Annotated in this window: 21 protein-coding genes; 12 read left to right on the forward strand and 9 right to left on the reverse strand. The window is 62.6% G+C overall.

Annotated features, from left to right (window positions below; all coding sequences use genetic code 11):
* Positions 1-2 precede the first annotated feature (2 nt).
* Entirely contained in the window at positions 3-701 is a 699-nt protein-coding gene (locus tag LOZ74_RS17750) for a dienelactone hydrolase family protein (protein ID WP_230292291.1), read from the reverse strand.
* Positions 702-816: 115 nt separating this feature from the next.
* On the opposite strand from LOZ74_RS17750, the gene LOZ74_RS17755 reads away from it, so the two are divergent.
* The 6 genes from LOZ74_RS17755 (at position 817) to LOZ74_RS17780 (ending at position 6,743) form a co-directional block, all read left to right on the forward strand.
* A complete protein-coding gene (locus tag LOZ74_RS17755; RefSeq protein ID WP_230292292.1) occupies positions 817-1,074 on the forward strand; it encodes a DUF6489 family protein in 258 nt (85 codons plus the stop codon).
* Positions 1,075-1,119: 45 nt separating this feature from the next.
* Entirely contained in the window at positions 1,120-2,403 is a 1,284-nt protein-coding gene (gene mnmE, locus LOZ74_RS17760; RefSeq protein ID WP_230292293.1) for a tRNA uridine-5-carboxymethylaminomethyl(34) synthesis GTPase MnmE, read from the forward strand.
* Between the two features lie 74 nt (positions 2,404-2,477).
* A complete protein-coding gene (gene mnmG, locus LOZ74_RS17765) occupies positions 2,478-4,337 on the forward strand; it encodes a tRNA uridine-5-carboxymethylaminomethyl(34) synthesis enzyme MnmG (RefSeq protein WP_230292294.1) in 1,860 nt (619 codons plus the stop codon).
* Positions 4,334-5,005 (forward strand): 16S rRNA (guanine(527)-N(7))-methyltransferase RsmG, encoded by a 672-nt coding sequence (gene rsmG, locus LOZ74_RS17770; protein ID WP_230292295.1) that lies wholly within the window; start codon positions 4,334-4,336, stop codon positions 5,003-5,005. The genes mnmG and rsmG overlap by 4 nt, the downstream gene beginning before the upstream one ends.
* Positions 5,002-5,778: a ParA family protein gene (locus LOZ74_RS17775; RefSeq protein ID WP_230292296.1), complete on the forward strand. Its 777-nt coding sequence runs from the start codon at positions 5,002-5,004 to the stop codon at positions 5,776-5,778. Before rsmG ends, LOZ74_RS17775 begins: the two co-directional genes overlap by 4 nt.
* The gene (locus LOZ74_RS17780; RefSeq protein WP_230292297.1) at positions 5,775-6,743 is read left to right on the forward strand and encodes a ParB/RepB/Spo0J family partition protein; all 969 of its coding nucleotides are present in this window, start codon (positions 5,775-5,777) and stop codon (positions 6,741-6,743) included. The genes LOZ74_RS17775 and LOZ74_RS17780 overlap by 4 nt, the downstream gene beginning before the upstream one ends.
* Here the strand turns inward: LOZ74_RS17780 and LOZ74_RS17785 are convergent.
* Positions 6,740-7,222: a GAF domain-containing protein gene (locus LOZ74_RS17785; protein ID WP_230292298.1), complete on the reverse strand. Its 483-nt coding sequence runs from the start codon at positions 7,220-7,222 to the stop codon at positions 6,740-6,742. The two genes, LOZ74_RS17780 and LOZ74_RS17785, sit on opposite strands and share 4 nt — an antisense overlap.
* A gap of 97 nt (positions 7,223-7,319) precedes the next feature.
* Here LOZ74_RS17785 and LOZ74_RS17790 point away from each other — a divergent pair, with 97 nt between their 5' ends.
* Positions 7,320-8,699 carry a sorbosone dehydrogenase family protein gene (locus LOZ74_RS17790; RefSeq protein ID WP_230292299.1) on the forward strand — a complete coding sequence of 460 codons (1,380 nt, stop codon included), beginning with the start codon at positions 7,320-7,322 and terminating at the stop codon, positions 8,697-8,699.
* Here the strand turns inward: LOZ74_RS17790 and LOZ74_RS17795 are convergent.
* On the reverse strand, positions 8,696-9,538 hold the full coding sequence (locus tag LOZ74_RS17795; RefSeq protein WP_230292300.1) for a DUF815 domain-containing protein: 843 nt from the start codon (positions 9,536-9,538) through the stop codon (positions 8,696-8,698). The genes LOZ74_RS17790 and LOZ74_RS17795 overlap by 4 nt on opposite strands.
* Before the next feature lie 82 nt (positions 9,539-9,620).
* Here LOZ74_RS17795 and LOZ74_RS17800 point away from each other — a divergent pair, with 82 nt between their 5' ends.
* Positions 9,621-10,580, forward strand: a complete 960-nt coding sequence (locus LOZ74_RS17800; protein ID WP_370638851.1) for an L-threonylcarbamoyladenylate synthase — start codon at positions 9,621-9,623, stop codon at positions 10,578-10,580.
* Between the two features lie 16 nt (positions 10,581-10,596).
* Here LOZ74_RS17800 and LOZ74_RS17805 read toward each other — a convergent pair whose 3' ends face one another.
* The 6 genes from LOZ74_RS17805 to LOZ74_RS17830 form a co-directional block, all read right to left on the reverse strand.
* Positions 10,597-10,926 (reverse strand): hypothetical protein, encoded by a 330-nt coding sequence (locus LOZ74_RS17805; RefSeq protein ID WP_230292301.1) that lies wholly within the window; start codon positions 10,924-10,926, stop codon positions 10,597-10,599.
* A gap of 80 nt (positions 10,927-11,006) precedes the next feature.
* The gene (locus LOZ74_RS17810; RefSeq protein WP_230292302.1) at positions 11,007-11,807 is read right to left on the reverse strand and encodes a head GIN domain-containing protein; all 801 of its coding nucleotides are present in this window, start codon (positions 11,805-11,807) and stop codon (positions 11,007-11,009) included.
* Positions 11,808-12,006: 199 nt separating this feature from the next.
* Positions 12,007-12,537 carry a CarD family transcriptional regulator gene (locus LOZ74_RS17815; protein WP_066773380.1) on the reverse strand — a complete coding sequence of 177 codons (531 nt, stop codon included), beginning with the start codon at positions 12,535-12,537 and terminating at the stop codon, positions 12,007-12,009.
* 332 nt (positions 12,538-12,869) lie between these two features.
* A complete protein-coding gene (gene fdxA / locus LOZ74_RS17820; RefSeq protein ID WP_230279571.1) occupies positions 12,870-13,208 on the reverse strand; it encodes a ferredoxin FdxA in 339 nt (112 codons plus the stop codon).
* Positions 13,209-13,266: 58 nt separating this feature from the next.
* Positions 13,267-13,575 (reverse strand): RNA-binding S4 domain-containing protein, encoded by a 309-nt coding sequence (locus LOZ74_RS17825; protein ID WP_230292303.1) that lies wholly within the window; start codon positions 13,573-13,575, stop codon positions 13,267-13,269.
* Entirely contained in the window at positions 13,572-16,196 is a 2,625-nt protein-coding gene (locus tag LOZ74_RS17830) for a helicase-related protein (protein WP_230292304.1), read from the reverse strand. Before LOZ74_RS17830 ends, LOZ74_RS17825 begins: the two co-directional genes overlap by 4 nt.
* A gap of 257 nt (positions 16,197-16,453) precedes the next feature.
* Between LOZ74_RS17830 and LOZ74_RS17835 the strand changes: the two genes are divergently transcribed.
* Genes LOZ74_RS17835 through LOZ74_RS17850 form a run of 4 tightly spaced genes read left to right on the forward strand, consistent with a single transcriptional unit; the run spans position 16,454 to position 20,136 of the window.
* A complete protein-coding gene (locus LOZ74_RS17835; protein ID WP_230292305.1) occupies positions 16,454-17,950 on the forward strand; it encodes a M23 family metallopeptidase in 1,497 nt (498 codons plus the stop codon).
* A gap of 49 nt (positions 17,951-17,999) precedes the next feature.
* Entirely contained in the window at positions 18,000-18,989 is a 990-nt protein-coding gene (gene hemB, locus LOZ74_RS17840; RefSeq protein WP_230292306.1) for a porphobilinogen synthase, read from the forward strand.
* Complete coding sequence (locus tag LOZ74_RS17845; RefSeq protein WP_230292307.1) at positions 18,986-19,567, forward strand: GNAT family N-acetyltransferase; 582 nt, start codon at positions 18,986-18,988, stop codon at positions 19,565-19,567. The genes hemB and LOZ74_RS17845 overlap by 4 nt, the downstream gene beginning before the upstream one ends.
* Positions 19,564-20,136, forward strand: coding sequence for a gamma carbonic anhydrase family protein (locus LOZ74_RS17850; protein WP_230292308.1), 573 nt, complete (start codon positions 19,564-19,566; stop codon positions 20,134-20,136). Before LOZ74_RS17845 ends, LOZ74_RS17850 begins: the two co-directional genes overlap by 4 nt.
* Positions 20,137-20,157: the final 21 nt, after the last annotated feature.

Consider the following 20,157-nt stretch of genomic DNA (forward strand, 5'->3'; position numbering starts at 1 on the left):
CCTTAATCCAGATGCGCGGCAAAGAATTCGGCGGTGCGCTTGTCTGCCAGCTGTGCGCCTTCCTCGTCCCGCCTTTTGCCGAACTGGGTGGCGAATCCGTGGTCCAGCCCTTCGTAATCGTGCAGCGTTACCTTGGGGTGCGGGTCCAGCCCTTCGTGCATCGCTTTTTGCGCATCGGGGCCGACGAAGCCATCGGCTGTCGGGATATGCAGCATCAGCGGATTGGCGATGGCGTGGCTTTCGTTCAGCATCTGGTCGATCATCACGCCATAATAGCCGACCGAGGCGTCGATATCGGTGCGCGTCGCCATCAGATAGGCAAGCCGCCCGCCTGCGCAGTACCCGACGCAGCCGACCTTGGCGACACCCTGTTCGAGGCGGATCCAGTGGATCGTCGCTTCCAGATCCTTGACCGCCTGATCGAAATCGAACTTACCGAAATAGCCGAAAGCTTCCTGCATTTGCGCTTCGACATCGGGGTCAAGCTCGATGCCCGGCTCGAAACGGAAGAACAGATCGGGCGCGACCGCCAGATAACCGTCGCCGGCCAGCCGGTCGCATTTGTCGCGGATGCCTGCGTTTACGCCGAAAATCTCTTGAATCACGATGATGGCTGCCTTTGGCGAACCGGCGGGACGGGCGACATAGGCGCCGAAGCTGGCGTCCCCTTCCAGCGTGGCGATCGTTTCTGCGAATTCCATGGCTGTCTCTCCTTTTGCGCGCGCGGCTGCAACCAATGCATAGGAAGCGCGATTGGACTTTGCCACCCGTCTGTGAAAGCGTATGAGAACGGAAATTGCTCCACGGGGAAAGCCGATGAAAGTGAATGTCGAATTCGATTGCTCGCCGGAAGAGGCGCGGCGCTTTCTCGGCCTGCCCGATGTGTCCAAGGCGAACGAATTTTATGTCGATGCGCTGATCAATACGATGAAGGGCACCGGCAATCTTGAACAGCTGCAGGACATGATCAAGCAATTCACCCCGATGGGCGAGTTCGGCATGAAGATGTTCCAGCAGATGATGGAAACCGGCGCGCTGGCTGCGTTCGGAAAGGGTAGCAAGCCCAGCAATTGAATTGATGCTGGACCTTCGCCCCCGGTAAGGGCAGGGGGCTGACCCATGGCTGGCAGCGACACGATCTTCGCCCTGTCGAGCGGTAATCCGCCTGCGGGGATTGCGGTAATCCGCATCAGCGGGCCGCGCGCGTTGGCGGTTCTGGATAGTCTGGGCGGGCGCGTGCCGCCGCGGCGCAGGGCCAGCGTGATGCGGCTTTGCGATCCCCTTGATGGCAGTCTGCTGGATGAGACTCTGGTGCTGGCGTTGCCCGGTCCGGCCACGGCGACGGGTGAGGATTGCGCGGAACTGCACCTGCATGGCGGCCGCGCCCTAGTCGCGCGCGTGCAGCAGGTTCTGGGCCGTCTGGAAGGCCTGCGACAGGCCGAGGCTGGCGAGTTTACCATGCGCGCCTTTCGCAACGGGCGTATCGATCTGGCAGAGGCGGAAGGTCTGGCCGATCTGCTGAGCGCCGAAACCGAACTGCAATTGCGCAATGCACAGGCGCTGAGCGGAGGTGCACTCTCACGCATGGTGCATGAATGGCGTGACGAGGTGCTGGCGATCTCTGCGCGGGTGGAAACGTCGATCGATTTCGCGGACGAGGAGGATGCGGAGGGTATCGATCCCGGTTTTTCGAACGATTGCAGCGACTTGGCCGAGAAATTGAGCCACTGGCTGGATGCACCGCGCGCGGAGATATTGCGAGAGGGATTTCGCGTGGCCATCGGCGGGCCGCCCAATGCGGGTAAAAGTAGCCTTTTCAATGCTTTAATTGAGGAAGAGGCAGCGATAGCCACTCCCATCGCCGGCACGACGCGTGATGCGTTGCATCGGCCCATCGCTTTGGGCGGAGTGCCGTTTCTGTTCGTCGATACGGCCGGTTTACGCGATGAGACCGGCGATGTGGTCGAGGCCATCGGAATCGAGCGGGCGGGGCAGGAGCTGGCGCGTGCCGATCTGGTTTTGTGGCTGGGGCCAGGTGGCGAAGGGCCTGCCGGTTGCTGGGAAGTGCAGACCAAGACCGATCTTGTCGGTGCAGTAGAGTCAGGCGCATTGTTCCATGTATCTGCTGTGACGGGCGAGGGGATTGAGAGGCTGCGCGCCGCGTTGATCGAAATCGCGCGTGAAGCGATGCCGAAGCCGGGCCAGCTGGCGGTGAACGCCCGTCAGGCCTCGCTGATCGCGGAGGCGACTGCAGCGTTACGCGACGGTGGCCAGATTACCGATCCACTTTTGATCGCCGAGGGATTGCGTCGGGCGCGGCTCGCCTTTGATCGGCTGCTGGGCAACACCGGGACTGAAGATATGCTCGATGCCTTGTTCGGTCGGTTTTGCATCGGCAAATGAAAATGTTCCACGTGGAACATTTTCGGCTTCGGTTCTGCTTTGACGCTGTTGCGCGGCGGTAGTAAGGCGGCTGCATGCATGATTTCGATGTGATCGTTGTCGGGGCCGGACATGCCGGTTGCGAAGCCGCCACTGCGGCCGCGCGCATGGGTGCGTCGACAGGTTTGGTCACATTCGATCGGCGCAAGACCGGCGCCATGTCCTGCAATCCGGCCATTGGCGGATTGGGAAAAGGGCACCTCGTCCGCGAGGTCGATGCGTTCGACGGTTTGATTGCTCGTGCGGCAGATCAGGCGGCGATCCACTACCGGATGCTGAACCGGTCAAAGGGTAGCGCGGTGCAGGGCCCTCGTGTGCAGGCCGACCGGACCCTGTTCCGACGAGCGATCCAGTCGATGATTGCTGCAACAAAGAACTGCACGGAAGTGGAGGGGGAGGTTGCCGCACTCGTCATCAGGGGTGGCACGGTTACAGGTGTCGAACTTGCTGATGGAACAATCATCAATGCAAAGGCTGTGATCCTTTGCACTGGCACATTCCTTGGCGGCCGCTTGTTTCGTGGTGAAGAGCGGTTCGAAGGCGGACGCATCGGCGAGAATGGTGCACACCGGCTCGCGGTGCAGTTGCGCGAGGCCAGCCTACCGATGGCAAGGCTGAAGACGGGAACCCCACCACGCCTGGACGGTCGAACCATCGACTGGCAGCGGTTGGAACGCCAGCCTTCGGACTCGCAGCATTGGGTGATGTCTCCGCTTACGAAAGGGCGGGCCAACCCGCAGTTGTTCTGCGCGATCACCCGCACCAATGAAAAGTCGCATGATGCGATCCGCTCGGGATTGGACCGTTCGCCTCTATTCTCGGGCGCAATCGATTCTCGCGGTCCACGATACTGCCCTTCTATCGAGGACAAGATCCATCGGTTTCCGGATCGGGACGGTCACCAGATCTTTCTGGAGCCGGAGGGGCTAGACACACATTTGATCTACCCCAACGGTATCAGCACTTCGCTGCCGGTGGATGTGCAGCATGCCATGCTCCACTCGATCGAGGGGCTGGAGCATGTTCGCGTTGTCGAGCCAGGCTATGCCGTCGAATATGATCATATCGATCCCCGTGCCCTGAGCCGTGAGCTGGAGGTCAAGGATATTCCCGGTCTCTATTGCGCGGGTCAGATCAACGGGACCACCGGCTATGAGGAAGCTGCCGCCCAAGGGTTGCTGGCGGGACTTTATGCGGCAGCCAAGGTGGCGGAGCGCGAGGGTCCGGTACTCGATCGCGCGAATAGCTATATGGCGGTCATGGTCGATGATCTGACTCTCCAGGGTGTGTCAGAGCCTTATCGCATGCTGACTGCCCGCGCGGAATACCGCCTTCGCCTGCGCGCAAATAATGCGACGACCCGGCTGACACCGATCGCCATAGAGATTGGCTGTGTTGGTGCTGATCGTCGCGATTGGTTTGAGCGTCGGAGAGAAGAGGGTGATCGGGTAAGGGAATGGCTTGATCGCCCCCTAAGTCCGGCTGAAATTGTTTCACGTGGAACATCGGTGCGAAGCGATCCCGGAAAAATGGCGCTGCGCGAATGGACTCGGTTCGAGGATGTTCGAAGTCGAATTGGCGATTGGGCCATGGAAGATGGCATTGCATCGGATAGAGACTTGCTTGCCGAGATTGAAGAGGATCTCCTCTACGCGCCCTATCTCGACCGGCAGGATGCAGAACTGCGCGATCTTCGAGCGGCCGAGGCCAATCTTATTCCCCAATGGTTCGACTATTCGGCGATCCCCGGGCTATCGAATGAAATGGTAGAACGGCTGACCGCTGCCCGACCGGAATCGGTTGCGGCTGCGGGGCGGGTGGCAGGGGTGACCCCCTCGGCATTGGCAACGCTTGTTGTCAATTTGCGTAAGCAGCTGCGAGATCGTGCCGCATGACTATTGACCCCACCGATCGACAAGTCGCCGTCGATTGGCTCCGTAACGTGCTGGTAGTCGATGAGGGATGCGTCGAGCGACTGGACCGGTTTGTCGCATTGCTTCTGGATGAAGCGAAGCGGCAGAATCTGATCGCTAAGGCCACCATTCCCACCGTTTGGTCGCGTCATATCCAGGATAGCGCGCAACTCCTGTCCCATGTTCCACGTGAAACATCACTGGACTGGATCGACCTTGGATCTGGTGCCGGTCTGCCCGGGCTGGTGAACGCCATCATTGCGGCGGACAGCAACTTCACGCTGGTGGAGCGGCGACCATTGCGCACCGCGTGGCTTGAACGGGCGGCTGTGGCACTCGACTTGAGCAATGTGCAGGTTCTCACGGCACCGGTATCGGGGGTTCCCGACCGCACTTTCGATGTCATTACGGCTCGCGCCTTTGCGCCCATGCCCAAGCTGTTCGACATGGCCCGAAAGTTTGCGACGGGGAAAACCCTGTGGATTTTGCCCAAGGGACGCAGTGCAAACGACGAGTTGAAGACGATACCGGGTTGGCAAGACACGTTCCACGTGGAACCCTCCATAACAGATGACGAATCGGGAATCGTCATCGGACGGATCGATCCAGCCAGACTCCCGGCACGGGCTAAAAACGGGGTGCGCCGATGATTGTGATTGCGATCGCCAACCAGAAGGGTGGTGTGGGGAAAACGACGACGGCGATTAACCTTGCGACGGCTTTCGCGGCATCGGGTTGGCGGACCTTGCTGATCGATCTCGATCCTCAAGGCAATGCGTCGACGGGGCTGGGTATCCCCCGCAACGAGCGCGAAAATTCGAGTTTTGAGCTGCTTCTCGATGGCCTCGATCTGAAGGAGTGCAGTCGTGCTACCTCGATACCGCTGCTCGACATCGTTCCCGCAACGGTCGACCTGTCGGGTGCAGAGGTTGAACTGGTGAATGCACAGGACCGGACCCAGCGCCTGCGCAGCGCGCTGGATGGAACCACTGATTACGACATCGCCTTTATCGATTGCCCGCCATCGCTCGGCCTATTGACGTTGAACGGGCTGGTGGCATCGGACAAGCTGCTGGTGCCACTGCAATGCGAATTTTTCGCGCTCGAAGGGCTTAGCCAGTTGCTCCAGACGGTCGAGCAAGTGCAGCAGCGCTTTAACGAAGGGCTGGGCATTGTCGGCATCACTTTGACCATGTTCGACAGGCGAAACCGCCTGACCGACCAGGTGGCGGAAGACGTGCGCGAGGTATTGGGCGATCTGGTCTTTGATACCGTCGTTCCGCGCAATGTCCGCCTGTCCGAAGCGCCGAGCCACGGTGTGCCGGCGCTTGTCTATGATCACAATTGCGCCGGTTCGCTTGCCTATATGGATCTGGCTCGCGAATTGATTGACCGGTTGCCGAAACGGAGGAAAGCGGCATGAGCAAGACCGCCGCGAAAGAAGATACGAAACCTGCTGCAAAGCGCCGCGCAGCGCTTGGCCGTGGTCTCGGAGCTTTGCTTGGCGATGCCCAGCGTGAAGAGCCGGTTTCGCGCCCGCAGGAAAGCACGAAGCATGTTGCGCCCCCAAGTGATGGCCCGACCAGCGGACTCGCCGCACTGGCAATTGCCTCGATCGAGCCGCACCCTGAGAACCCCCGTGTCGAGTTCGAGGAGGGCGCCTTGGAAGAGCTTGCCGCGTCGATTGCGTCGCGCGGCGTGATTCAGCCGGTGATCGTGCGTCCTGCGGGTGGCGGGCGCTATCAACTGGTGGCGGGTGAGCGCCGGTGGAGGGCAGCACAAAAGGCGCAACTCCATGAAATTCCAGCAATTATTCGCGATCTGGATGACCGCGAAGTCACCGCGTTGGCCCTGATCGAGAATATTCAGCGCGAAGACCTCAATCCGGTGGAGGAAGCGCGTGCCTATCACCGGCTGTCCGACCGTGATGGCATGGCGCAGGCCGAAATCGCCCGCCTCGTCGACAAGTCGCGCAGTCATGTCACCAATCTGATGCGTCTGCTGGCCTTGCCCCAGCCGGTACTGGTGATGGTCGAAAAGGGCGCCCTGTCGATGGGCCATGCCCGCGCGCTGATCAATTGCCCCGAGGCGGAGGCGATTGCCGAAAAGGCCGTGGCCAAAAAGCTGTCGGTTCGCGATGTCGAAAAGCTTGTCCGCAAACAGGCGGCGGGCGAAACGGCGCAGCCGACACGGCGCGTCGCGCGCGAACCGCGCGGGCCGGAGAATGCCGATATTGCGGCCGTCCAGACGCAGCTGGAGGATGCGCTGGGATTGCCGGTATCGATCCAGGTCGACGCCGATCCGGCGTCGGGCACGGTCACGATCCGCTATAAGACGCTGGATCAGCTTGATCTGGTGTGCCAGCGCCTGACGGGCGGCGAAATCTAGATCCGCTCTGAAAGGATGGCGGCAAGGGCTTCTAATCCCTTACGATCATCCTCGTCGAAGAAGTCCGGTTCGGGGCTGTCGCAATCGATGACGGCGATGGCGATGCCGCCGCGCATGACGGGGACGACCAGTTCCGACCGGCTGGCAGCGTCGCAAGCGATATGGCCGGGGAAGGCGTGGACATCGGGCACCAATTGGCTCTCGCCGGTTTCCGCTGCCGTGCCGCACACGCCCTTGCCGAACGGGATGCGGATACAGGCGGGCAGACCCACGAACGGGCCCAACACCAGCTCTGAACCCACCGACCGGTAAAATCCGCCCCAGTTCAGACCCGGCACGAAATGCCAGATCAGCGCCGCGACATTGGCCATATTCGCCACGCCATCGGGTTCGCCCGCGGTGATGGCATCGGCAGCCTCGCACAATTCGCGATAGCGGAGGGGCTTGTCGGCGGGGTCGCTAGGCTGAAAGCTGAACATGGGCGGCGCTCTACGCCCTTCCAACCGCGAATAGCAATGGGCAATGGGGGGCAATGGGCCGTTGCCGGTTTCCCCCTGGCAGACTATTGATCGCGCCATGTCTGCAACGCTTCGCAAAACGCTTGTCATTATCGCGATCATCATTGTCGCGATCGTCGCCATCGGCTGGTATCTCCTGCAGCCTAACAAGGCCAAATTCGGTGATGAGGAGCTGACCGGCACCGATCCGCTGATCGCCGAGATCGAGGAGGAGACGATCCCCTCGCTTGGCATAATGGACCCTGTGGGCTGGGCCGATGGCGAGGCACCCGTTGCGGCCGAAGGCTTGCAGGTCACCCGCTTTGCGCAGGGGCTGTCGCATCCGCGTTCGATACTGGTGCTGGAAAACGGCGACGTGCTGGTGGCGGAAACCAATCGCCAACCGTCGAAACCCCGCAATTTCACCGATCGCGCCGCGGGTTGGTTGATGGGCAGGGCGGGGGCGGGCGATCCGTCGCCCGACCGGATCATGTTGCTGCGCGATACCGACAATGATGGTGTGGCCGACAGCCAGAGTGTGCTGCTGGACGGGCTGAAATCGCCGTTCGGCATGGCCGTGCGCGAAGGGCGGCTGATTGTTGCCAATACCGATGCAGTGCTGTCCTTTCCCTTCACACCCGGCGACACCACGATTGCCAAGGGCGAGGAATGGCAATTGATGGCGCTGCCCGGTGGCGGCAATCACTGGGCCCGCAACCTGTTGCTGTCGCCCGATGGCAACCAGCTTTACGTGACCGTCGGTTCGGCCAGCAATATCGGCGAGAATGGCATGGCACTGGAAGAGGGCCGCGCCGCGATTCACGAATATGATTTCACCACCCAAACCCATCGCAAGTTCGCGGGGGGTCTGCGCAATCCGATGGGGCTTGCCTTTAATCCCGACAGCGGCGAGCTTTGGACCACGGTCAACGAACGGGACATGCTGGGCCCCGATGTGCCGCCCGATTACCTGACCAATGTTCCGATCGGCGCGCAATATGGCTGGCCGTGGATCTATTGGCGTTTCACCTATGACGAGCGGGTGGAAGCGCCGATGCCGCAATATCTGCAAGAATACACGCGCTGGCCCGAATATGCGCTTGGCGCGCATGTCGCGCCGCTGGGGCTGGTATTCGCCAATGGCGGTGCCTTGGGCGAGACATATAAAAGCGGTGCCTTTATCGCGCGGCACGGGTCATGGAACCGTTCGCCGCCAGCCGGTTACGACGTGATCTTCGTACCGTTTGACGATCGCGGCAATCCGGTCGACGGAAAACCGCTGACCGTCTTGTCGGGCTTTCTGGGCGATGACCTGAAAACCACCCGCGGCCGCCCGACATGGCTGGCGTGGGATGCGGCAAGAGGGAGTACGGCGGGCGGTCTTCTGCTTAGCGACGATACGGCGGGGATCATCTGGCGCATCACCGGAACGCCCGCCGCACAACCGGCACAGGATTAATCGAGCACCCGTCCGGCGCGGCCCGCCAGTTCGGCGATATAGTGCCGCGCCACGCGCCCCGAACGCGAACCGCGGCGGCGCGACCAGTTCAGTGCCTCATTTCTGTTCTCTGTGTCGTCGATGTTCCAGTCCAGATCGTAGTGTTCGGCATAACCGGCGATAATGGCGAGATATTCGTCCTGATCGCATTTATGGAAACCGACCGACAGGCCGAAACGGTCGGCCAGTGCCAGCGCATCGTCCATATCGTCGCGCGCATTGACGGGGTCGTCCTGCTGGTCCTGCGTTCGGGCGACGATATTGCGGCGGTTGCTGGTCACCGCGATCCGCACATTGGCAGGGCGGGGTGTTACGCCGCCTTCCAGCATGGATCGCAGCGCGCGGGCATCTTCCTCATTGTCGAAACCGATATCGTCGATGAACACCAGAAAGCGCCGCGTCCGCCCCTTTAGCAATGCGAACAAGGCGGGCAGCGTGTGCAACGCATCGCTGGCCGCCTGTACCAGCGCGATATCGCCGGCCGCGCTGGCGGCGACCACCGAAGAGCGGACCAGTGCCGATTTCCCCATGCCCCGCGCGCCCCACAGCAACATGTCATGCGCCTCGGCTCCCTGCGCAAGGCGGCGGACATTATCGGCGATCACGTCGCGCTGCCGGTCGATCCCGCGCATCAGTTCCAGCGCGGGCGCGGCGATCCGGGCGTGCCCGTGCAGTGCCGATCCGTCCCAGCCATAGGACGGCATGGCATCCGGATCGCTTGCCCTGTCGTCTGCGGGCGCGATGCGTTCCAGCGCGGCGGCAATGCGGGCAAGCAGGGAATTGGTTTCGCTATCGGACATAGGTTGGGAAAGCCTCGGGTTTGTAAAATGCTTCTGAACGGATGATCTTGTCGCTCGCACGCCAAGCCTATAGCGACGGCGCATGAGCGCTGCCAATGCCGAGAATACGACACCCCTGATCCTGACCATGGGCAAGGAAGCGCTGACACGCGCTGTCAGCGCGTTAGAGGCGGGCGAGCCTGTCGCTGTGCCGACCGAGACGGTTTACGGCCTGGCAGCCCGCGCAGACAGCGACAGGGCGGTGGCGGCGATCTATGCCGCAAAGGGACGGCCCAGTTTCAACCCGCTGATTGTCCATGTGCCCGATACTGATGCCGCGCGCGGGCTGGCGGAGTTCGATAGCCGTGCCGCAATTCTGGCCGATCGATTCTGGCCGGGGCCGCTGACCATGGTGTTGCCGCGCCGCGCCGGTGCGCCGCTGGCCGATGCGGTGACGGCGGGATTGCCCACCGTTGCGATCCGCTGTCCCGCGCATCCCGCGATGCAGGCGCTGTTGCAGCGTTGTCCTTTTCCGCTCGCCGCGCCATCGGCCAATCGCAGCGGCGCGATCAGCCCCAGCACGGCGGCGCATGTGGGGACTTCCCTGCAAGGGCGGATTGGGCTTGTGATCGATGGCGGCGCGACGCAGCAAGGGATCGAATCGACCATCGTCGCGCTGGATCCGGCCGGCTGGCGCATCCTGCGCCCCGGTCCGGTGGCGTTGGAGGATCTCGTCGCTGTGCTGGGCAGTGAACCTGCCGCCACCACCCAAGGCGGCACGATCGAGGCACCCGGGCAGCTTGCCAGCCATTATGCGCCCGGCAAACCCGTGCGTCTGAATGCGCAAACGGCAAATGCGGACGAATATCACATCGGTTTCGGCGCGATCGCGGGGGACATCAACCTGTCGGCCGGTGGCGACTTATATGAAGCCGCCGCGCGCCTTTATGCCTGCCTGCACCACGGGGCCGAAAGCGTGCAGCCGCGCATCGCGGTCGCGCCCGTACCGCAATCGGGCATTGGTGCTGCCATCAACGACCGGCTTTCCCGCGCCGCGGCCTGACCGGAGGCTATTACCCTCAGCCTTGCGGCGGTTCGGCGGGGATCGTCGGCAATAAGTCCTGAATCTCGGCATAGATCCGGCGTGCTTCCTCGCACGCTTTTTCCTTGCCGCGATTGCAGTCTTCCATTTCGTCGGCGTATTCGCGTTCCAGCTTGCCCAGACGCTCCTCGCGCTTGCGCAATTCACGGCCGCGATTCTCGTCCGCTTCGCTTTGGCTGGTGGTGACGGCATCGACCGCGCTGCCCGCGGCCTTTACCGGCAGGGTAACGACATCGACCACCGTGCCGACGCATCCGCCAAGGGCAGGGGCGGCCAGTAGGATCGGGGCAACAGCACGCAATCGCATGGCGGCATTCTCCTTCGAATGCCGCCTAGCATGACGGATCGGGATGGACGAAGGATGAACTCCTGCGCCCGAAACCGCGATCAGGCCGGTTCGCAGACCAGCCTGCCCGATCCCATGCCCTTGACGGTGCAGCGCGCGCGACCCTTGACGGTCACATTGCCCGAACCCGCCATCTTGGCCGACACCTCGCCGTCGCTGGCAAAGCTGGCATTGCCCGATCCGGCCATGCTGACATGCACGCTCTCGGCGCTCAGCCCGTCAAGGCTGGCATTGCCCGAACCCGCGATCTTCAGCGACAGGCTCTTCACCGCGCCCTTGGTGCTGATCGAGCCGGAGCCCAGCATCTGCACTTTCAGCTGATCCGCCTCGATGGTGCCGCAAGTCACATTGCCAGAACCGGCCACCGCGATCTTGGCCTTGCCGCCGGTGATCGAATCGCACGTGACGCTGCCCGATCCGGCGAGGGAAATCTTGCGCAGCTTGGGCAAGGTGATCTGCACCGTGGCGGTGCCGTGCTGCCGCTTGCCGCCAAGGCGCATCACGGCCAGCCTGCCATCCTCTACCTTGAAACGGATCGCATCGGCGACATCCTCGTCGCCCTCGACCAGAATGGCAGGATCGTCGCCCTTGGTGATGGTGACATCGTCGGGGCCGAGGATCGCGATATGGCGGATATCCGCATCGTCGAGGTCAAGCTGTTCCAGCGTGACGCCGCTGTCGCATTCGACGCGCATCTTCTCCCCGAAATTGGCGCTGAACGGGCCGACTTTTTTCAGGTCGATGTCCAGATTATCCAGATTGGCAAAGGCCTTCGTCATGGCGACGCCCGCGATTGCCGAGACGAAATCGCCAAGATTGTCGAATTGCCGGTTATTGGGCATTGCAAACTCCATAGCTGTATTACGATACCAATACACTATGGGAACGAGTCGTTCCAAGCATTGGCCCTTCCGTGCTCTGCCAAGGCGCGATTTCGCTCTGCGAATGACATGAACGGGCGGGGGCGTGCACAGCGAACCAACGAAAAAGGGCCGCCGGATCGAACCGGCGGCCCCTTTGCCTTACGATGCGACAGGCCGATCAGGCGGTCTGCTGCTCGTAATATTTCGGCGCATATTCGTTCAGAATCTCGAGGATCTTGGCGAGTGCGGCCGGCTCGTCGGTCTTTTCCATCGCGGCCAGTTCGCGCGCGAGGCGGCTGGAAGCGGCTTCGAAAATCTGACGTTCGGAATAGCTTTGTTCCGGCTGGTCGTCGGCGCGGAACAGGTCGCGGGTCACTTCGGCGATCGACACCAGGTCGCCCGAATTGATCTTCGCTTCATATTCCTGTGCGCGGCGCGACCACATGGTGCGCTTCACCTTGGGCTTGGATTTCAGAACATCCATCGCCTCGCGCAGGGTCTTGTCCGACGACAGCTTGCGCATGCCGATCGATTCGACCTTGTTCACGGGCACGCGCAGGGTCATGCGCTCTTTTTCGAAACGGAGTACATAAAGCTCGAGCTGCATGCCGGCGATTTCCTGGCTTTGAAGCTCGATAACGCGGCCAACACCGTGCTTGGGATAAACGACATAGTCACCGACGTCGAAGGCAAGTGCCTTGGCAGTCATGCAGAGTCCTTTCTGTGGCAATGCGTCCCGCAGCAGTCCGACCGGAGCTTCTGGCATAGAAAAGACGGCTGGTGCCGCCTCGTCTCGGGGGGCCAAAACTCCTTCTTGCGCCGAAGTGATCGGCCCAATGCGAAGCTGTGCCTGCGGGAATAATCGCCTTTCCTGACGAAGCCGGACGGAGTAATTTCCGCCGACCGTAGGGTTTTTTACCATAAAATGACGGTGAAAGCGAGTCTTGTGCGCAAAACGCACAAGACTCCCGCGTCAACCGTGACTTGCACGGTTAACAGGGAGCCTTTTTCCACCGAACCGGTGGACCTAAACCGCTGGAATCAGTCGCCTTCGCCGGGTTCGGTCGAGAAATATTTGTCGAACTTGCCTTCCTCGCCCTTATGCTCGTCGGCATCGGCGGGGGGATCGCGCTTGATCGTGATATTCGGCCATTCGGCGGAATACTGGGTGTTGATCTCAAGCCATTTTTCCAGACCGTTTTCGGTATCGGGCAGAATGGCTTCGGCGGGACATTCGGGTTCGCAAACGCCGCAATCGATGCACTCGCTGGGATTGATCACCAGCATGTTCTCACCCTCATAGAAACAGTCGACGGGGCAAACCTCGACGCAATCCATGTATTTGCATTTGATGCAGGCATCGGTGACGACGTAGGTCATTGTATTCCATCCCTGAGAGACGTTGCATCCGGTCTGCTATGGGCGCGATTCCTGCGCGTCAAGCACTTGGGTTCTGTTGCGTGTGGTTCGCAAGATCATGGTAATGGCTCTGCGCCTCTGACGCGGGGCCGCGGCGCGATGGCAGCGAATCGAGCGCGATGACGCGGATCGCGCGGCCCACCGGCACGGTCAGCACATCGCCCGCGCATACGGGTTGCGCCATGCGCGTGACGCGCTGGCCGTTGCGGCGGATATGTCCGGCGGCAACGATATCCTGCGCAGCCCCGCGACTGTGGGCGAGCCGTAACATCCATAACAACCGGTCAATCCGCAGCGAAGATTGGGCGCCGGTTGCATGCAATGTCATGAAAGAAGCTCCGCCAGTTCTGCAAAGGGATTGCCCGCCACTGGCCGCGGCGCGGGCCGATCTGGCCGGTTGCGCCCGCCGTTCTTGCGCGGCGCAGCCTTGCGATTGTCGCCGGTGTTCCGGTGCGTATGGCGCTGGCCAGCGCCGTCATGCGCTTCACCCGCCCTGCGCGGACGCCAGCGCCAGCGCGGCGGTGTGGGTGGGCCGAACTTGCCTTCGGGCCACGCTGGCGGCGCATCGGCCGTGAATCCCGCCAGACGCAGAAGATGGGCATAGGCCTTGGTCGACAGGCCCATCGACAGGGCCATCGTGGGGTCGAGCGTAAAGCGGGGCGGCTGGCGATGGCGTTTTTTCCCCGCATCGGTCCAGCGCGTGCGCCGCTGATGCGCGGCATGGAGCAGGCGTTCGGCCAGATCGATCCGCACGAAACGATCGCCCGCCTTGCGATAGGCAAGCGGCGCCGACCCCTTGGCGGCAGGCATGGCGGCAGGCATCTGCGCTTCGACCGGCGCGACATGCTGCCCCGCCAGCCGTGCCAGCGCAGCCCAATGGTCCAGCGATCTTGCGCGCAACATCGCAGGCATGAAAATATCGAGCGCGCCGACCTTTACCCCCAGCCTGCGCATCATCTGCCTTTGTTCGGGTGACAGATCGACCAGACCCGATTCCTCGCGGTCGATAATCCCGCCCTGTTCGGACAGCCGGATCAGCAAGGCGCGCAGTTCCGGGCCAGAGGACAATTCCTTGGCCCCCTCCGCCACGCGCCGCAAGGGATCGAGCGTTTGCAACTCCTCGTCCAGAAACGCGTTCAGCGCTGCCTCGATCTCTGCACGCCGCGCAGGCGACAGCAGGTCGAGACCCGGTTCAAGCCGAATTGCGGGCCGGAACATGTCCCGACCGGCGCGCAATTGCGCCACATTCTGCCCGTTCCACGCCAGATGCGTGCCATTCCAGGCGATATTCCGGCCTTCCGCCGCGTCTTCCAGCAATTCGCGTGCCCTTTTATCCAACAATCGCGGCAGATGCTTTTCCGCCGCCGCCAGCAACAGCCGCCGCATTTCAAGCCGCGCCTGCGGATCGACGTGAAAGGCGAAGCCCGACAGATGCCCGATCTCCTCGCCGTCGACCAGCACGCTGTCGTGCTCGCCCAATGTGACCGGCAAAAGACCGGCATCGGCACCCAGCTTGCGCATCAATACGGCCGTGCGGCGATTGACGAAACGTTCGGTCAGGCGGGCGTGCAGCGCCTCGGACAGCTTGCGTTCTACACCGCGCGCGCGTTCGGCCATTTCCTCGCGCTGAAGCAGCCAGTCGGGCCGCTGCGCGATATAGGACCAGCTGCGAATGGCGGCGATGCGGCCCTGCAGCGTTCCGATATCGCCGCCCGTGCGGTCCAGCTCTGCAATGCGGGCGGCAGCGAAATCATGCGCGATATGGCCGGTGCCGGTAGACAGGTCCTGCCACAGCCGTGCCACGAAACGCGCATGATGCTCCGCGCCAAGCTGGCGGAAATCGGGTAGCGAGCAGGCATCCCAGAACCGGCCGACCATCGCCTTGCCTTGGGCCGCCTGCGCAATGGCGGGTTCGGCGGACAGCATGCGCGCCACGGTCAGGTCGATCGCTTCGGGCGCGGCGGCAAGGGCGGGATGGTCGGGCGCCGTCTCCAGATCCTCGATCAGGGTGCGCAGCGAATCCAGACGCGGCCGCGCATCGCGCCAATACAGGCGCTGCAAGGGCGGGAAGCTGTGATTTTCGATGGCGAAAATCTCGTCATCGCGGAATTCGGCCCCGCCTTCGCCTGCCAGCGCGCCGAATGTGCCATCGGTCTGGTGCCGCCCCGCGCGCCCCGCAATCTGCGCCATTTCCGCAATGGTCAGGCGGCGACGGCGTTCGCCATCGAACTTGGCAAGGCTGGCAAAGGCCACGTGATTGACGTCGAGATTAAGGCCCATGCCAATCGCATCGGTGGCGACGATATAGTCGACCTCACCAGATTGGAACATTTCGACCTGCGCATTTCGCGTCTGTGGTGAAAGCGCGCCCATCACGACAGCCGCCCCGCCGCGAAACCGGCGCAGCATTTCGGCTACGGCGTAAACCTGCTCTGCCGAAAAGGCGACCACGGCGCTGCGCGGGGGCAAGCGCGACAGCTTGACCGGCCCCGCATGGCTCAGCGTCGAAAAGCGCGGGCGGGTCACGATTTCCGCTTTCGGTTCCAGCGCCTGCACCATCGGGATCAGCGAGGAGGAGCCGAGGATCATCGTTTCCTCGCGACCGCGGGTATTCAGGAAACGGTCGGTGAAGACATGGCCGCGCTCGCGATCCGCGCCCAGCTGCGCCTCGTCAATCGCGATAAAGGCCAGATCGGCATCGCGGTCCATCGCCTCCATCGTGCACAGCTTCCAGCGTGCGTTGGGAGGGTCGATCCGCTCCTCGCCCGTAATCAGCGCGACATTGTCAGCGCCTTTGATCGCGACGACGCGGTCGTAAACCTCGCGCGCCAGCAATCGCAGGGGAAAACCGATGGCGCCGCTGGAATGGGCGCAAAGCCGCTCGACGGCCAAATGCGTCTTGCCGGTGTTGGTGGGGCCCAGAACGGCCTTGATCGCGGGCGAACTCATCGCATGGACAATGTGGCATTGCATCATCGCAGCCGCAAGAGAGCGCACATCGCCAATCCCCAAGCGGAACGAATCCAACGACTTGCCGCAAACTTGGCTCCGTTCGTCGATCCGTCTGCGAATTTGGGCGGGAATTAAGTTTCGGCGAAGCAGGATCATGGCCAGCGATGGTGCAAACGGGATCTGCGCCCGCTGAGATATGGCAGATGACACATGGCCGGACCCGGTTTGGCCCGAACTTGAATGCCCGGACGGATATGACGCAAGCAAGCGATGGCCGCAGCGTGGTAAAGGCACTCCGCGCGAACGGCGATGACAGGACTCTGGCGGAAAAATGGGTCGGCGATCTTGGCGCCGATATCGGCAGCGCGCGCTGGTTCCGATCGCTGGGCCTGCTGGTCGCGCTGATCATCGTGACATTCGCGTTCTGGCCCGATTTCTCGGCGCTGCAGGCAGCTGCCCCGTCACGCCTGACTCAGGAAGAGCGGGACGAATATCGCAGCCAGATCATCACGCCGCTGGCTCTGGGGGCGGATAGCGGGCGGCGCATGGGGCCCTCGCGGCTGGTCGTGCCGCTGGCGAACGCCCCTGAACGTCCGGTCGTCGAACTGACCGCCACCATGGGCAAGGACGACAGGCTTTCCGCGATGTTGCGCCGCGCAGGTGTCAGCGGGAACGATGCCGCGCGTGTCGAGGAACTGATCGGCGGCAGCCTGCCGCTCGACCAGATTGCCACCGGTACCAGCTTTGACATCCGCCTTGGCCGCCGTGCCACTCCCAGCCAGCCCCGCCCGCTGGAAAGGCTGAGCTTTCGTGCGCGGCTGGATCTGGAACTGGCAGTCGCGCGCGAAGGGGGGCCGCTGGCGCTGGAACGTCGTGCGATCCGCGTGGACGATACGCCGCTGCGCATTACCGGCACGGTGGGATCGGGCCTCTATCGCGCCGCGCGGGCGGCGGGCGCACCGGCCAAGTCGGTTCAGCAATATCTGAAGGCCCTTGGCGATGCGCTTGATATCAATCGCGAAGTCGGTGCGGGCGACACATTCGACATGATCATCGCCTATAAGCGTGCCGAGACCGGAGAGGTCGAGGTCGGCGATGTGCTTTACGCCGGGCTGGACCGCCGCGGATCGCCGCGCGCCCAATTGCTGCGCTGGGGCAAGGACAACCGTTTCTACGATGCCAACGGGCAAGGCGAATTACGCGAAGGGCTGATCAAGCCGGTAAACGGCGCGGTCGGTTCGGGTTTCGGCATGCGCCGCCATCCGATCCTGAAAATTCGCCGCCCGCATAACGGCCTCGACTTTCGTGCGCGATCGGGCCAGCCGATCTTTGCCGTTACCGATGGCACGGTGATCATGGCGGGGCGCAATGGCGGTTTCGGCAATTTCGTAAAGCTGAACCATGGCGGAGGGCTGGCCACCGGCTATGCGCATATGAGCAGGATCGCCGTCAATCGCGGCCAGCGGGTCAAGCGCGGGCAGGTGATCGGCTATGTCGGGTCGACCGGCCTGTCGACCGGCCCGCATCTGCATTACGAGATGTATCGGAACGGGCGGGTGATCAATCCGGCCTCGGTCGATTTCGTGGTACGGCAACAGCTGTCCGCCGCTGAATTGCGCCAGTTCCGCAGCCAGCTGGTCGAGCTGAAGAAAGTGAAGCCGGGGGCCGCGCTGGAACCGCTGGTGCAGGCAAGTGCCCAGCCCGCGGAGCCGGAGCGCGAAGCCGACCGCCTGTCGAACGCGCCCGGCTAGACTGCGGACCTCTTCCCAAGCGCCTGCGCATCGGGCAGAGGCTTTATCCATGAGCAGCTATCCCAATCTACGCCTTCGCCGTACCCGCGCCAGCGCATGGAGCCGCGCGCTTTACCGCGAAACCGTGCTGACCCCGGCCGATCTGATCTGGCCGGTTTTCGTGACCGAAGGGACCGGCGTGGTCGAGGATATCGCCTCGCTGCCCGGCGTATCGCGCGGATCGGTCGACGTGATTGCAAAACGCGCGAAAGAGGCAGTGGAGCTTGGCATTCCGTGTCTGGCCCTGTTCCCCAATACGCCTGCCGGTCTGCGCGATGACGAAGGGACCGAGGCGCATAATCCCGACAATCTGATGTGCCGCGCGATCCGCGCGATCAAGGATGCCTGCGGCGAGGAAATCGGCGTGCTGACCGATGTGGCGCTCGATCCCTATACCAGCCACGGGCAGGACGGATTGCTGGACGAAGCGGGCTATGTGGTGAACGACGCCACGGTCGATGCACTGGTGCAGCAGGCGATGAATCAGGCCAATGCGGGCGCGGATATCGTTGCCCCGTCCGATATGATGGATGGACGCATCGCCGCGATCCGTGAAGGGCTGGAGGAAACCGGCCATGCCAATGTCCAGCTGATGGCCTATGCCGCCAAATATGCGAGCGCGTTTTACGGGCCGTTCCGCGATGCGGTCGGTTCGGGCGGCCTGCTGAAGGGCGACAAGAAGACCTATCAGATGGACCCCGCCAATAGCGAGGAAGCGCTGCGCGAGGTCGAACTGGATCTGGCCGAGGGCGCGGACAGCGTGATGGTCAAGCCCGGTCTGCCCTATCTGGATATCGTGCGCCGCGTGAAAGACACATTCGAAGTCCCCGTTTTCGCGTACCAGGTCAGCGGCGAATATGCGATGATCGAGGCTGCTGCCGCCGCCGGAGCAGGCGACCGCAACGCACTGGTGCTGGAAACGCTGACCGCGTTCAAACGCGCGGGGGCAAGCGGGGTGCTGACCTATCACGCGCCGCTGGCGGCAAAGCTGTTGGGATGACCATCGGGCGCGCGCCCTTCCGGATGGAAACCGAACGGCTGGTCCTGCGCGACTGGATGCCCGAAGACCGCGAACCCTTTTTGCGCCATACCAACACGCCCGCCGTCATGCGCTGGCTGGGCGGCGTGCTGGACGATGAAAAGGCCGGCGCGATGCTGGACCGGCTGGAGGCCTATCGCCGCGATCACGGTTTTACGTTCTGGATTGTCGAGCGGAAGGCGGACAATGGCCCGCTGGCTGGTGAGATTCTGGGCTTTTGCGGATTGAAACGAGCCAATCTGGTTCCCGGGCCCATCGGAGATTTTGAGCTCGGCTGGCGTTTGCGACAGGATGCATGGGGCCACGGCTTTGCCAGAGAGGCAGCCGTTGCGGCCATGGGCGCAGCCTTCGACCATGTTGCAGCACCGCATGTTATCGCATTGACGGTGCTGGAAAATACGGCCAGCTGGGGCCTGATGCTACGGCTGGGCATGGAACGGCGCGAAGACCTTGATTTCAAGGCCGAAGGCGATGCAGCATGGGCCAAGGATATCGCCGCATGGTCGATCACGCGCCAGCAATGGGAGGACCGTCTATGAACCGCCCCGACGTCACCATCATGGCGATCAACGGCAAGAGCCCGCGCATCGACGACACAGCCTTTATCGCACCGGGTTGCCGCATCATCGGCGATGTGGAGATCGGACCCGATGTGAGCATCTGGTACAATTGCGTTATCCGCGCAGACGTGAACCCAATCACCATCGGCGCGCGTAGCAATGTGCAGGACGGCAGCGTCATCCATTGCGACAGCCCGAAACCCGCGCAACCCGCCGGCTGGCCGACCGTCATCGGTGAAGATGTGCTGATCGGCCATATGGCGATGATCCACGGCTGCACGATTGAGCGTGGCGGCTTTGTCGGGTTGGGTGCCATCGTGATGAACGGCGTGGTCATCGGCGAACAAGCCATGGTCGGGGCAGGGGCCATGGTGACGGAAAACAAGCGGATCGGCCCGCGCGAGTTGTGGGTGGGGCGTCCGGCAAAGCTGGTGCGCGAACTGCCCGATGCCGCGCTGGCGGACATGGCCGAGGGTATCGACCATTATGTCGAGAATGGCCGCGCCCATGCCGCTGCACTTTCCGAACATATTCAAAACACGCGCTAAGTCTTTCATAAAGGGTCGCAG

It is taken from the genome of Croceicoccus sp. Ery5, from assembly GCF_020985325.1.
Lineage (GTDB): Bacteria > Pseudomonadota > Alphaproteobacteria > Sphingomonadales > Sphingomonadaceae > Croceicoccus.

What these genes read in the sequence shown, in the direction of transcription:
- LOZ74_RS17750 (WP_230292291.1), bottom strand. Translation starts at nt 701, where the DNA reads ATGGAATTCGCAGAAACGATCGCCACGCTGGAAGGGGACGCCAGCTTC.
- LOZ74_RS17755 (WP_230292292.1), top strand. Translation starts at nt 817, where the DNA reads ATGAAAGTGAATGTCGAATTCGATTGCTCGCCGGAAGAGGCGCGGCGC.
- mnmE (WP_230292293.1), top strand. Translation starts at nt 1,120, where the DNA reads ATGGCTGGCAGCGACACGATCTTCGCCCTGTCGAGCGGTAATCCGCCT.
- mnmG (WP_230292294.1), top strand. Translation starts at nt 2,478, where the DNA reads ATGCATGATTTCGATGTGATCGTTGTCGGGGCCGGACATGCCGGTTGC.
- rsmG (WP_230292295.1), top strand. Translation starts at nt 4,334, where the DNA reads ATGACTATTGACCCCACCGATCGACAAGTCGCCGTCGATTGGCTCCGT.
- LOZ74_RS17775 (WP_230292296.1), top strand. Translation starts at nt 5,002, where the DNA reads ATGATTGTGATTGCGATCGCCAACCAGAAGGGTGGTGTGGGGAAAACG.
- LOZ74_RS17780 (WP_230292297.1), top strand. Translation starts at nt 5,775, where the DNA reads ATGAGCAAGACCGCCGCGAAAGAAGATACGAAACCTGCTGCAAAGCGC.
- LOZ74_RS17785 (WP_230292298.1), bottom strand. Translation starts at nt 7,222, where the DNA reads ATGTTCAGCTTTCAGCCTAGCGACCCCGCCGACAAGCCCCTCCGCTAT.
- LOZ74_RS17790 (WP_230292299.1), top strand. Translation starts at nt 7,320, where the DNA reads ATGTCTGCAACGCTTCGCAAAACGCTTGTCATTATCGCGATCATCATT.
- LOZ74_RS17795 (WP_230292300.1), bottom strand. Translation starts at nt 9,538, where the DNA reads ATGTCCGATAGCGAAACCAATTCCCTGCTTGCCCGCATTGCCGCCGCG.
- LOZ74_RS17800 (WP_370638851.1), top strand. Translation starts at nt 9,621, where the DNA reads ATGAGCGCTGCCAATGCCGAGAATACGACACCCCTGATCCTGACCATG.
- LOZ74_RS17805 (WP_230292301.1), bottom strand. Translation starts at nt 10,926, where the DNA reads ATGCGATTGCGTGCTGTTGCCCCGATCCTACTGGCCGCCCCTGCCCTT.
- LOZ74_RS17810 (WP_230292302.1), bottom strand. Translation starts at nt 11,807, where the DNA reads ATGCCCAATAACCGGCAATTCGACAATCTTGGCGATTTCGTCTCGGCA.
- LOZ74_RS17815 (WP_066773380.1), bottom strand. Translation starts at nt 12,537, where the DNA reads ATGACTGCCAAGGCACTTGCCTTCGACGTCGGTGACTATGTCGTTTAT.
- fdxA (WP_230279571.1), bottom strand. Translation starts at nt 13,208, where the DNA reads ATGACCTACGTCGTCACCGATGCCTGCATCAAATGCAAATACATGGAT.
- LOZ74_RS17825 (WP_230292303.1), bottom strand. Translation starts at nt 13,575, where the DNA reads ATGACATTGCATGCAACCGGCGCCCAATCTTCGCTGCGGATTGACCGG.
- LOZ74_RS17830 (WP_230292304.1), bottom strand. Translation starts at nt 16,196, where the DNA reads ATGAGTTCGCCCGCGATCAAGGCCGTTCTGGGCCCCACCAACACCGGC.
- LOZ74_RS17835 (WP_230292305.1), top strand. Translation starts at nt 16,454, where the DNA reads ATGACGCAAGCAAGCGATGGCCGCAGCGTGGTAAAGGCACTCCGCGCG.
- hemB (WP_230292306.1), top strand. Translation starts at nt 18,000, where the DNA reads ATGAGCAGCTATCCCAATCTACGCCTTCGCCGTACCCGCGCCAGCGCA.
- LOZ74_RS17845 (WP_230292307.1), top strand. Translation starts at nt 18,986, where the DNA reads ATGACCATCGGGCGCGCGCCCTTCCGGATGGAAACCGAACGGCTGGTC.
- LOZ74_RS17850 (WP_230292308.1), top strand. Translation starts at nt 19,564, where the DNA reads ATGAACCGCCCCGACGTCACCATCATGGCGATCAACGGCAAGAGCCCG.